This window comes from Roseibium algae, assembly GCF_037783265.1.
GTDB lineage: Bacteria > Pseudomonadota > Alphaproteobacteria > Rhizobiales > Stappiaceae > Roseibium > Roseibium algae.
On the sequence record NZ_JBAKIA010000015.1, the window covers coordinates 141,399 to 153,812 of the forward strand.

Consider the following 12,414-nt stretch of genomic DNA (forward strand, 5'->3'; position numbering starts at 1 on the left):
CCGCCATCCCCGACTTGATCGGGGATCCACTGGCACCCGAACCATTGGCTTGTAGGTTCTGTATTCGATGATTGGGCAAGGCGCATGTTTAAAGCGTTGGCAGCAGAGATGTGGATTGGATCCCCGATCAAGTCGGGGATGACCGTGAGCGCATGGGGTGACGCTTGGAAACACTCACCATAGGGAAGCTCGAAAATTTGAGCACATAGGTGGGCGGCCAAGCCACAAGGGTTCGACCGCTCGGGACCAATAAAAGCGGCCAAGTTTGTGACTGCTAGATGCCGACGCCCCCTACCCGCGCACCGGATATGGCCCCTTGAGGGCGACGAGGTAGTCAACAGCGGCGGCGAGGACGAAGACAGCGAAGGCCTGGTGCCAGAGGGCGAGATGCAGCGGGACAAACATAACCAGCGTCGTGATGCCGAAAAAAACCTGCAGAGCCACAAAGCCGACAATGTGCCGGGCTGGCATCATCACCGGCTTGCGACCGCTGAGCTTTTTCGAGCGGATCAGCAGCCAGAGAGCGACAATGACCAGAAGATAGGCTGTCATCCGGTGCTGGAATTGAACCGTCATGACGTTTTCAAAGAAATTGGCCCAGGCTGGGCTCATCACCAGCAGCCCCCCTGGAACGATCTGCCCGTCCATCAGAGGCCATGTGTTGAAGGTGAATCCCGCATTCAGGCCCGCGACCAACCCGCCCATGAATATCTGCAGGAACACCAGCGCCAGAAACAGTTTGCCGATGCCCGACAATCCAGCGGCTTCTTCAGACGTTGCTGATGCCTTTGGCGGGGTCAAGCGTCTTGCAATCCAGAACAGATAAGCGAAAATCACACAAGCCAAGGTCAGATGCGCTGCCAATCGATACTGACTGACGTCGATCCGGTCCACCAGACCCGATGCTACCATATACCAACCGAGCGCGCCCTGAAGACCACCCAGTACTAGCCCAAAAACCAAGCTGGGCTTCAGCCAGGGCTCAATCCGTCCCTGAACCCAGAACACCGCCATGGGAATGAAGAAGGCAATGCCGATGAAGCGGCCCAGCAGGCGATGCCCCCACTCCCACCAGAAGATGACCTTGAACTCCTCAAGGCTCATCCCCTTGTTGACCACTTCGTACTGGGGAATCTCGCGGTACTTGGCGAATTCCTCTTCCCACTCGGTCACGGACAACGGTGGTATCGCGCCATGAATCGGCTTCCATTCAGTGATCGACAGTCCGGATTCGGTCAAACGTGTCGCACCGCCCACAACAACCATGGCCAGGACAAGCAAGCAGATGCCGTAGAGCCACCAGCGGATCAGCGCACGATTGCGCCAAAAGCGGTCGTTTTCACCGGATGGCAGGGCAGATCCGGCTGTGGCACCGGTCGTTGAGGAAACAGACATTCTCTATCCCGAATTTGACCTTTGATCGGGGGAGATATAGGTGCTTATCAAACGCGGCAAGGCGCAGACACGCATTTGCGACATTCTAACGCTGTAAATCAGGCAAAAAGGTCTCCAAACCTCATGGTTCCCTCTTTTCGCAAGTTTGTCGGCATGGTGCTGCTGGTGGTGTTCGTCATCGTCTATGCACTGGTTGCCATGGTCATCGGCGACATGACGCTTCAGCAGTCATCCACACTGGTCCGCTTCACCTATTACGCCATCGCCGGCCTGATCTGGGTCATACCGGCAGGCGCTATCATCTGGTGGATGGAAAGAGGCGGGAAAAACCGCTCCTGAGGCCACATCCCCGATAGAACCAGCGCACGATCCAGTAGAGGAAAAAAGGTGCGCCGGTCAGATACTGGTCGATGACATAGGGATCCTGGAACCGGCCGTTCAGGGACACCCGTGGCAACATCATCAGATCACGGGCATTCACCGATTTGAGAACACCAGGCAGCGTCGTCACAGCCGAACTGAAGCCAGCAGCAAGTAACAGAGTTGCATCGCGTTCGCTGACCGCTGTCATGTTGCCATAGGGATAGGCGAAGTGTTTGGGCTTGCGGCCAAGCTCGCTCTGCATTCGCGCGATACCGGTCCATATGTCCGCGTCAGCATCCGCATCATTCAAGCGGGCCAAGGCATGATGGGCATGAGTGTGAGCCGCCAAGGTGACCAGAGGGTCTTGACCAAGCTGCCGCAACTCGTCCCAGGTCATCATCAATTCATCCGCCAGCGCTGAAAGGTCAAAGTCATAACGGTCTGCCAAGCTGCGGATAATTACCCTTTGGTCATACTCGCTCACGTCATGGGTCAGCCATTTCGTCAATTGAACGTAACAGGCTTCCTTTTCACAGGACGTTCTGCAAACGACATCCTTTCCGCCATAATCTGACAGATGCAATGCATCATTCGCACCAATGATGCGCTCTAGAGCGATCCACCAAAGTTCGGTCGTTCGATCAATCAGGCCGCTGCTGACAAAAATCGTAAAAGGAGCTTTCAGTTTCTTCAGGATCGGATAAGCAATTTCCAGATTGTCCCGATAGCCATCGTCAAAGGTCAAGACCGCATAACGCTTGCGCCCGTAACCGCTCTTAAGAAGATCAACAGCTTCATCCAGTGCTATGATTTCATAGCCGTTTCTGCGAATACGCTCGATAGCCTGGAGTAGAAACTCAGGGGTAATCTCAAGATGCCGGTTCGGGCAATAATCGGATTTCTCAATCGCACGGACGTGATGCATCATGAAGACAGCACCGCACCCTTGCGTGAAAGGCGCCATGAGACGACCCAAGCCGCTGCTTTGCAACACCTTGAACGCGTTTTGAAAAACCTTCTGCCTGGCGCTCATTATGGATTTACATACCTTTGAATAACGACCTACAGGATAGGTACTCTTTCTTTAATTTTTATTGCTATTTCTAGCAGGAGTTGTTCGGCAAGGGCGGAAACAGAAATAATGGCTTTCAGATCGGGACATGAACACTACAAAGTTAGCCGTTGGCAACCAGTTCGCCACCTCAAGCTTCCATGATCGCCGTAAAAGAGTGCAAGCATGACCATACGTCTTGAGCAGCTGAGAGACCTTGCAGCCGCCAAGGAATTTGTCCGCAGCCTTGGCCCTTGTCCAATTGACCTGCCCTATCATACCACAGCCTGGCTAGAGGCCTGGCAGTCGAACCTCGGTGACCTTGAAGGCTGCAAACCAGTGCTTCTTGCAGGTTTAGGAAGCGCGGGCCCGGCCTGTTTCCTGCCGCTTGGCCTAGAACAACGTGGTTCGTTGAAAGTGCTATCTTTTCTTGGCCATAACAGAGGCAATCAAGCCACTGGGATTTGGGCGACCGGCTCAGTCAAGCATGTTGAGACCAGTGCTCTTCGTGATCAACTTGCTGAAATCGCACGCGACCTTGGGGCAGACCTCATTCAGCTGGCGAATATGCCGAGCGAGATCGACGGCATAGCGAACCCGCTGCTAGCAGACAAACTGGTACCAAGTCCAAGTCCTGTATTCGTCGGCAAACTCAATATTGATTTTGATGTGCTGTACCGGGAAACCCACAGCAAGGCATCACGCAAGAAACTCACAAAGAAGCAAATAACGCTTGAGGCTTCCGGAGAGTACCAAATTACCGCTGCGAAGACACCAGAGCAGATTGCACGCGGTCTTGAGGCCTTCCTGGCACAGAGAGCGGTTCGCGCTGCCGCAACCGGCATTCCGAATGTGTTCGTCGGGCCTCAAGAAAAAACCTTTCTGCAAAATCTGTTGAGCGCAGAAGGGAATGACAGCATGCCAAGTCTGAAACTCTGGTGGCTGGAGTGTGCTGGCAGCATTCGAGCGACATATCTTTGCAGCCGCACCCAAGACACGTTGATCGGCTATGCCAACAGCATTTCCCACGATGACATGACCCCACACAGCCCGGGCGTTGTCCTTCTGAAGGAAATCATCTGTCGTGCATGTGCTGACCCAACCTTGAAAAAGCTCGATCTTGGTCTTGGAGATGAACGTTACAAGAGGTCCTGGACTGCGCCCTGCCCGCTGGTCGACAGCAATCGGGCATTATCATTGAAAGGCGCTCTTGCTCTTCATGTCTTCACCGTCAAGCAAACGCTCAAGGCCCACATCCGGGATTCTGAAAAACTCTGGCCGCTGGTCAAAAAGATGCGAGCGCTGCGCGCACGCCTCGGCTAGAATTTTAGTGTCTTTTCAGTAGTGCTAAGCAGCCCGGCCCGAACCTTTTTTAGACTGACTCTTACGCTTTTCCGCTGGCAGAACTTCAACTTCGGCGCCACTGCTATAGGCGAGCAGACGAGCTGCACTTTCCAGTTCATAGCCATGCCCAGTCTTGATCGACATCAGCAGAACCCTGTCCGCCATACGCAGGAAGTTCGCGCTGGCAATCGATCCATCGATCGTTCCCAAATCTACCACGATGGTTTCATATGTCTTGGAAATGGCATCAACAGCCATTTGAAACCGTTCGCTTTCGGCCATCTCATCATCAATCGCGCAGGTGCCAGCCTCAATAATATGTGCAGGTGAAGCTGCATCGCGGTAGATAATCTTTGAGAAGATAGCATCACCTTCAACAAGGTCAGAAAACCCTGCAGCGCTCTCTGGCGCCTCCAATGTGGGGAACACTTCAAGCATCAATGCTGCGGCGCCTTCGGCTGCAGCTGCGCGCGCCATCTTGAAAGCCTGCTCATGAGACACCTTGGGATCATCCACACTTAGAACGACGATGAGCCCGTCCAGATCGCCCAAGCCGTCCATTTCACCAAGGTCGTCCAACTCAACTGCATTGCCTGAAGCAGGCCCTGCTTGCATTGCCTTATCCAGCTCGCGCATACGGCTATCCGGTACCTCTACATGATCAGGCAATGCCTCCCGATCGTCAGCACTGCTTCGCCCGGTAAATTTCAATTTCCTCGCAACGCGGCTTTTCAGCGACGGACTGTGCTCATCCTTCTCAACAACATCGCTGCTAACCGGCTCGTCTTGAGCATCGTCTTTCTTGACGAGCGTTTCTTTCGAAGGCGCGGCGACTTCACTTACATAGCGTTCTGCCGCTTCCTTATAGCCCCCGAAAGAATAGCTCGTGGAGGTTGGAGCGATTGAAGGGGAAATATCAGCGCCCCATGAAGCCTGCTGAGATCGCGCAGCGTTGGGTTCCGGATAAGCTGCAGAAGGCTTTTCTGGGTGCTGAATACTGCTAGCATCATAGGCAACGGGATAAAGCACATTGCCATTTAAAAACTCACGCATGATTACGAAGGCGCAGCCAAGGATAAAGGTCGTCAATGCCGCAATGATCGTAATGGCGAGCACCTTTGGCGCATAAGAGTCTATCGGCACCGCAGCACGGGAAATGATCCGGGCGTCTGCTGGCTGCGCTTGCGCCCTCAACCTGGAATCAGCATCCCGAAAGCTACTGATCAATTCATCCAGCTGGGTCGCCTTCGCGTTTGCCTCGCGCTCCAACTCGGCCAAACGAACCTGATCGGAATTTGAACGCGCAGCGGCAGTCTTCAATTCACCAAGCCGAGCCTTTAAAGCAGCAGCTTGTTGCGCGGAGACCTTGGCATCATTTTCCAGCCCGACCAGAACCTTGCGAGCCTCTGATTTTAGCTGCCGATTGTAGTCATTCAACTGGGACTGAAGCGCCTTGAGCTGCGGATGGTTCGGCAACAGTGTAATCGACAACTCTGCGATGTTCGACTGAATCGCCACCTGACGTTCCCGCAAGCGCTGGATCAAAAGCGAGTTCAAGACATCACTCGCCGTTTCAAGAGATCCTCCAGACTCCAACAGCTCCCGAACAAGATCGGCCTTCGCCTGGGATTCAGCCTTACTGCTCTGAGCTTGAGAATATGAACTGCTGATCTCAGCAAGTTCCTGCTGGCTCAATGTCAAATTATCTGTCCCCATCAACAAATCTGCGTGGGCTCTAAAATCTTCAACGGCTTTGCGGGCAGCCTGAACTTCCGTTTTCAGATTTGCGATCTGAGGCTCTAGTGAAGACGTTGCGAACTCCGTTGTCTTGCGTTTGGCCCGCGACTGGAGAGCCATATACTCATCCAATATCGTGTTTGCGACCGCAGCGGCCAGCTCCGGATCCTGAGAAGAGAAGTCAACCGCGATGACACGAGAGCCCTCAAGCCGATAGACTTCCAAATTTTCGTTAAAGATTTTGAGGACCCGCTCTTCCGGCGAGACCCTTGCAGGATCGCGCGCGATCCCAAGCATGACAAGCGCGTCATTTACAATGCCTGCCCCACTGTCCGCCTCAAATTCAGGCACTGAAACAAGATCAAGACGCTTTGCGACGCGTCTGGCTAAATCAGCGGACATCAGAAGCTGAACCTGACTGGCAACGCCCTCATTATCAAGAAGCGCCCGTTCCTCTTCAATGCCGCGAACCGCCCCCGGATATCCAGAGTTCGTACTTTCGATCAAAATACGCGCTTCGCCCAGATACTTGGCGGGTACAAAGTGCAGAAGCACAAATGTTCCGGCAGCAACGACCAACACCAGAGGCAACAACCAACGCATTGCTCCGCCAAGGGTTCTCAGCAACCCCGCCAGATCAAGAGCCATATCGTCGTCATGAACCGCGTTGCCGGTCGAACTCATTTGCCAAACTCCAAACAGAATATTCGAACTATGACGAATTATGGTAAGCGTTCCGTTAAACTCACCGAGTTCAGAATTCCTTCCGCGTTAATAATTACATGCGCATTTTTCACAGTAATAATTTATAGCTTTTTTGCTCTTCACCGAGCATTAACCACGATTTGCGATGGTGCCTTTGTTCCTTAGGAGAGTCGTCAATGTCCATCAGACTGTTTCTTGCCTTGGCTCTATGTGCCAGCGTTGTGGCTTGCAGCGGTTACAAGCGTCCGCCAACAGCGTTTCATGAAACACTCACCCAACCCTATCGTTTGGATTCAAGCGATCGGCTACGAATTATTGTGTTTGGACAAACGGACCTCTCCAATACATATAGCATTGATCAAGCTGGATATATTGCATTTCCGCTGGTTGGCAGCGTACCTGCTCGCGGCAAGACCCAACAGGAGTTGGCTGTTACTCTGGCCAAAAAACTCCGGCAAGGTTATTTGCGCGATCCAGACGTTTCGGTTGAAGTTGACACTTATCGTCCCGTCTTCATCATGGGCGAAGTGCAAAATGCAGGCCAATACAGCTTCGTCGCAGGCATGACGGTCCAGAATGCCATTGCCACTGCTGGTGGTTTCTCTACACGGGCCCAACAGCAAGACGTTGATATTACCCGCCAGATTAACGGCGAAATTCTAAACGGCCGTGTGCCCATTTCGGACCCCTTGCGTCCCGGCGACACTGTTTACGTCAGAGAGCGCTACTTCTGACAATCCGAACCGATTAACCGCAGACTCACTTCCCTTTGCTAGAGTGCTGGTATTGAGTGATAAGGGCTCTTCACGAAACCCTGATCGCTACAACAGGGAGCCTGCATCATGACGACGGATCCGCTCCGGATCATTCACTGCGTACGCTCGCCGATTGGCGGCATATTCAGACACATAAAAGATCTTGCAACCAGCCAGGCAGAGGCTGGTCATGAGGTTGGGCTGATTTGCGACAGCACATCAGGCAGTAACTTTGACAATGCCCTTGTGGAAGCTCTGCGACCAACACTTTCACTTGGTGTCGCGCGATTTCCAATGCAGCGAAACCTCACCATCAAGGATCTGCGCGCCACACGCGATTTGTACCGCTACATCCGAGACTTGAAACCCGATGTTCTGCATGGTCACGGCGCAAAAGGCGGCGCCTACGCTCGCACTATCGGCACGATTCTACGCATGAAAGGTCAGGATGTTACGCGGATTTATTGTCCGCATGGCGGCAGCCTACACTATGATCCCAATCGTCTTGAAGGCCGCGTTTATCATACGATTGAGCGCATGCTCTCGCGCCTCACTGACGGCCTGATATTCGTGTCTGATTATGAATATGCCGCCTTTGAAACAAAGGTCGGTCGCCCCAAGGCACCCGTTCGCATTGTTTACAACGGCCTGCAAGCCAGTGAATTCTCGCCAGTGACAGAGGCTCCTGAAGCTGCCGAATTTCTCTACATCGGAATGTTACGCGATTTGAAGGGCACAGACCTGTTCATTGATGCGCTTTACAACATCAAGCTGAAGACGGGAAGCGCTCCAACGGCGCATATCGTAGGGGAAGGCCCTGACGAAGACAAATATCGCAAGATGGTCGAGACCTATGGTCTTGGCGACAAAGTGACGTTTCATGGCGCGCTGCCAGCTCGCGAAGCCTTTCGCATGGCAAAGACCGTCGTGGTGCCTTCACGTGCGGAAGCCATGCCCTACATCATTTTGGAGACAGTGGCCGCTCAGCGCCCCCTGATTGCGACCCGGGTTGGTGGGATCCCTGAAATTTACGGCAAATTCTCGGGACGCCTCATAGAGCCTGGCCACATTGATATGCTGACAAATGCAATGGAACAGGCCACAATCAATCCGCAAACCATGCAAAACGCAGCCGTCAAGCTTCGCGGATGTTTGGCTGAGACATTTTCAGTCGACCTGATGAGCGATCGTATTACTACGCTTTATCAACAGGTTCGCGGCGTACTTCCTGCAGACCATCCCGCGGCCTCTTCCGCAGCCAGTGCTGCGCCAGCTTCATCAGCGCAAGCTGCTTACGCCAGATCGAGCAACCAACAATGACGATTACGGCTCCTAAAAACGGAGAGGCTCCCGAACCAAAGTCATCCTTTCGATCAGCGCCTGATCTTCGGCAGCACCTGACCGATGGCCTGCACCGGGCAGCAGAACAAACCGATGGGCCGCAATCGCACCAACCATTTGTCTCGTCTTCTGGCCATGAAGGGCAGGACCCAGCGAGATCAGGTCTTTCCGTGGAAGCATTGGAAATCGCAGAAAGCCTAGACGACGATGGTATTTCTGTTCCCGTTCTGACGGGAACTGTGCGCTTCGTTGACCTGGCGCTCATCGCAGTGACCTCGGTGGCTGCAGCCTTCACTGAAATCGGCGCGTCCGAATTTGGCCTGCCACAGGTGATTGCAGCGGCGATTGCAATGATTTTCGCGCTCGCATTCTTCCAAGCCTCTGATTCCTATCAAGTGTCTAACATGCGGCGCGGGCTGTCACAGGTCGGGCGGATCGCGGCAGGTTGGACATTGGTCTTTGGCATGTTCTACCTCATTCGTGCGACCAGCGGGTTCGGCAGCAGTTTGTCCATGCACTGGCTTGGCGCCTGGTACCTTCTCAGTTTGACCGGATTGATCTGTGCGCGCCTGGCTGTCTTTCAGCTTGTGCGTCACTGGATGAACACAGGGCGCCTTGAGCGCCGTGCCATTATCGTTGGCGGCGGCACGGCCGCGGCCGATCTGATCCATGAACTTGAAAGCCAACCTGAGAATGATATCCGCATCTGCGGTATCTTCGATGACCGCGCCAACGACCGCTCCCCGCCGGTCGTGGCCGGTTATCCGAAGCTTGGCAACATATCTGCGCTGGTCGAGTTCTCTCGGCTTGCGCGCATCGATATGTTGATCGTCTGCATTCCGCTTCGGGCCGAGCAACGGGTTTTGCAACTGTTGCGCAGACTCTGGATTCTGCCGGTTGATATCCGCTTGTCAGCCCATACCGACAAGCTCCAGTTCCGTAACCGTGGCGCGTCCTTTATCGGCACAGTTCCGTTTGTTGATGTGGTTGAAAAACCGATCACTGACTGGGATATGGTGGCCAAGCGGATCTTCGATATTGTTTTTGCATGCTTGGCGTTGGCAACCCTGTTTCCACTGATGATCGCAACGGCCATTGCGATCCGCCTCGGCAGCAAGGGCCCTGCCCTGTTCCGTCAGAAGCGCTATGGCTTCAACAATGAAATCATCGAAGTTCTGAAATTCCGTTCCATGTATCAGGAACAGGCTGATCCGGATGCGAAAACCGCCGTCACGAAAAACGATAGCCGCGTGACACCGATTGGCCGTTTCATTCGCAAAACCTCCATTGATGAGCTGCCACAGCTGTTCAACGTGCTACGCGGAGAACTGTCTCTGGTCGGACCACGTCCTCATGCGGTGAACGCCCACACCAACGACCACACCTGGGACGAAGTGGTTGATGGTTATTTCGCCCGCCACAAGGTCAAGCCAGGAGTAACCGGCTGGGCGCAGATCAATGGTTGGCGCGGCGAAGTCGACACACCGGAGAAAATCCAGAAGCGCGTTGAATGCGATGTCTATTACATCGAGAACTGGTCGATCCTGTTCGATCTGAAGATCCTCATGATGACGCCGTTTTGCCTTCTGAACACGGAGAACGCCTATTGAGCCTGCAGGTCGCCCACGTCCGACCTTTGGCTGCAGCAATGACAGCCAAGTCCGGGCCATACCAAGTGCGCCCAAGCAGCGTTGGCGATGCAGCCTTGTGGCTTGCGGCCTTCCTGTCCGGCTTTGTAATCCGAGAACCTGCGCCCTATGAACTCTATATGGCTGGGCTAACAGTCGTCTGGCTTGGGTTCGGTCTGACCTTGAGACGCGAGTTCGGCCCGCTGATCATCTGCCTTATGCTTTATATCGTCGGCGGCATTGCTGCCATTCCCCTTGCACGGGAAATGGGCGATGCCATTGTCTATATCGCCGTTTCCGGCTTTCTCGCCATCACTGCTATTTTCTACGCTGCGATCCTGGCCGATCGTCCGGAACGATATCACCTGATTGAAAAAGGCTATCTGGCCAGCTCCATTCTGGTAGCTCTGTTTGGCATCGCCGGGTACTTTCACCTATTCCCGGGAGCCGATTTTTTCACACTCTACGACAGGGCGCGCGGGACCTTTCAGGATCCCAATGTCTTTGGCCCCTTTCTGGCCCTGCCTGCGGTCATTCTGATCCAGCGCCTGTTGACACACCGGATGCGCGACTGCCTCACCTGTCTACCAGCCCTTGCCATTATCGTACTCGGTATTTTCCTGAGTTTTTCACGCGGTGCGTGGGTCGTTCTGTCAGCAGCCTCCATGGTGGTTTATCTGCTCGCCCTAATCACCGAGCAGAACGCCGTTAGAAGACTCCGCCTGCTGGCGCTGGGCGCCCTTGGCATACTGGCTCTGATCGGTCTGATCGGCATTGCCCTGTCCATCGATAGTGTCGCCGACATGTTTCAACAGCGGGCCAAGCTTGTGCAGGATTATGATGGCGCCCGCCTTGGTCGCTTTGCCCGCTATACACTCGGCTTTCAAATGGTCATGGACCATCCGCTTGGCCTCGGCGCGCTGGAGTTCAACAAGTACTTTCCCGAAGACGAACACAATGTCTACCTGAAAGGCTTCACCACCTACGGCTGGCTTGGCGGCACAGTCTATCTGTTGCTGGTCGGCTGGACGTTCGCGCGCTTAACCCCGCTTTTGTTCAAGTCCCGCCCCTGGACGCCGTTTCTGCACTGCATCTTTGGCGTCCTAATCGCACACGTCATCCTGTCGGTGATCATCGACACCGATCACTGGCGTCATATGTACATGTTGTATGGCGTTGCCTGGGGCCTGATTGCCGCAGACAGGATCGAGCAACGCCGAATGGTTCGCAAATGATTTCAACGCTCCCCCACAAGAACTGTGGACCACACAGCAGGTAGCGCCTTGCGCGAGCGGCTTGAACCAGATAGGTAAAGCTCGTTCGGGCAGTAGCGCAGCCTGGTAGCGCACTTCACTGGGGGTGAAGGGGTCGTCGGTTCAAATCCGGCCTGCCCGACCAACAAAGACTTACTGAAAACTCAAGTTACTTTCTACTCAGAATCCGCTCGAAAACTGTAGCGTGCAAGAACGGATGGTCGTCAATTGAGGCGTGGCTTGCTGACAACATGCTGGCGAGCCAAATTCACCGGCGTAAACCGAAGGGCAAACCCATTCCGCAGGCAACGGCCCGCGCCAATACCAGGAAGTCTGCGATCCGTGCACGGGTAGAGCATGTCTTTGCGCATCAGAAGACACGCTATGGCCTGTTTGTCCGCACCATCGGCCAGGCTCGTGCTGAAGCGAAACTGACGCTTGCCAATCTCGCCTACAATTTTGGCCGCCTGATTTTCCACGAACGTAAAAATGCCATGGAATCAATCCGCCGGAACGGCGGAGAAACGACCCAAACCCGGCCCAGGTCAGCAAGGACCGGGCCAAAACGGCTGCTCTCGTGACACAATCCCGTGGGACACAATCAGAAAACACGGATTTTTGCGGGTTTCCAGCTCCCGCTTGGCGAGCATCTGAGATGCCACGGACTCTTTTTAGCCAGATGATGGATGACTGATACGCTTTGGCTTAACGAGACGGTAATCCCCCCTAAAATTAGTGGTGTTCAAAAGTAGAATTTTCTCGGCAAGATATCTGAGGAGATTTTTGATGAAGAACGGACGATACAGCGACGCACAGATCATGGCGGTGTTGAGGCAGGCGGA

General features: G+C 54.1%; 10 protein-coding genes and 1 tRNA gene. 8 read left to right on the forward strand and 3 right to left on the reverse strand.

Annotated features, from left to right (window positions below; translation table 11 throughout):
• Window positions 1-291: 291 nt before the first annotated feature.
• On the reverse strand, window positions 292-1,395 hold the full coding sequence (locus V6575_RS18815) for a COX15/CtaA family protein (RefSeq protein ID WP_340276526.1): 1,104 nt from the start codon (window positions 1,393-1,395) through the stop codon (window positions 292-294).
• 123 nt (window positions 1,396-1,518) lie between these two features.
• On the opposite strand from V6575_RS18815, the gene V6575_RS18820 reads away from it, so the two are divergent.
• Window positions 1,519-1,734: a DUF2842 domain-containing protein gene (locus V6575_RS18820; RefSeq protein ID WP_340276527.1), complete on the forward strand. Its 216-nt coding sequence runs from the start codon at window positions 1,519-1,521 to the stop codon at window positions 1,732-1,734.
• Here V6575_RS18820 and V6575_RS18825 read toward each other — a convergent pair.
• Entirely contained in the window at window positions 1,694-2,722 is a 1,029-nt protein-coding gene (locus V6575_RS18825) for a polysaccharide deacetylase family protein (protein ID WP_340276528.1), read from the reverse strand. The genes V6575_RS18820 and V6575_RS18825 overlap by 41 nt on opposite strands.
• A gap of 273 nt (window positions 2,723-2,995) precedes the next feature.
• On the opposite strand from V6575_RS18825, the gene V6575_RS18830 reads away from it, so the two are divergent.
• Window positions 2,996-4,132: a GNAT family N-acetyltransferase gene (locus V6575_RS18830; RefSeq protein ID WP_340276530.1), complete on the forward strand. Its 1,137-nt coding sequence runs from the start codon at window positions 2,996-2,998 to the stop codon at window positions 4,130-4,132.
• 24 nt (window positions 4,133-4,156) lie between these two features.
• Here V6575_RS18830 and V6575_RS18835 read toward each other — a convergent pair whose 3' ends face one another.
• A complete protein-coding gene (locus V6575_RS18835; protein ID WP_340276531.1) occupies window positions 4,157-6,574 on the reverse strand; it encodes a GumC family protein in 2,418 nt (805 codons plus the stop codon).
• Window positions 6,575-6,771: 197 nt separating this feature from the next.
• Between V6575_RS18835 and V6575_RS18840 the strand changes: the two genes are divergently transcribed.
• From V6575_RS18840 to V6575_RS18865, 6 genes are all read left to right on the forward strand, one after another.
• Window positions 6,772-7,329 (forward strand): polysaccharide biosynthesis/export family protein, encoded by a 558-nt coding sequence (locus V6575_RS18840; RefSeq protein WP_340276532.1) that lies wholly within the window; start codon window positions 6,772-6,774, stop codon window positions 7,327-7,329.
• 108 nt (window positions 7,330-7,437) lie between these two features.
• Window positions 7,438-8,670 carry a glycosyltransferase gene (locus V6575_RS18845; protein WP_340276534.1) on the forward strand — a complete coding sequence of 411 codons (1,233 nt, stop codon included), beginning with the start codon at window positions 7,438-7,440 and terminating at the stop codon, window positions 8,668-8,670.
• The gene (locus tag V6575_RS18850) at window positions 8,667-10,301 is read left to right on the forward strand and encodes an undecaprenyl-phosphate glucose phosphotransferase (protein ID WP_340276535.1); all 1,635 of its coding nucleotides are present in this window, start codon (window positions 8,667-8,669) and stop codon (window positions 10,299-10,301) included. Before V6575_RS18845 ends, V6575_RS18850 begins: the two co-directional genes overlap by 4 nt.
• The gene (locus V6575_RS18855) at window positions 10,298-11,554 is read left to right on the forward strand and encodes an O-antigen ligase family protein (RefSeq protein WP_340276536.1); all 1,257 of its coding nucleotides are present in this window, start codon (window positions 10,298-10,300) and stop codon (window positions 11,552-11,554) included. Before V6575_RS18850 ends, V6575_RS18855 begins: the two co-directional genes overlap by 4 nt.
• 86 nt (window positions 11,555-11,640) lie before the next feature.
• Window positions 11,641-11,717, forward strand: a tRNA-Pro gene (locus V6575_RS18860).
• Window positions 11,707-12,153 (forward strand): transposase, encoded by a 447-nt coding sequence (locus V6575_RS18865; RefSeq protein ID WP_340276547.1) that lies wholly within the window; start codon window positions 11,707-11,709, stop codon window positions 12,151-12,153. The genes V6575_RS18860 and V6575_RS18865 overlap by 11 nt, the downstream gene beginning before the upstream one ends.
• Window positions 12,154-12,414: the final 261 nt, after the last annotated feature.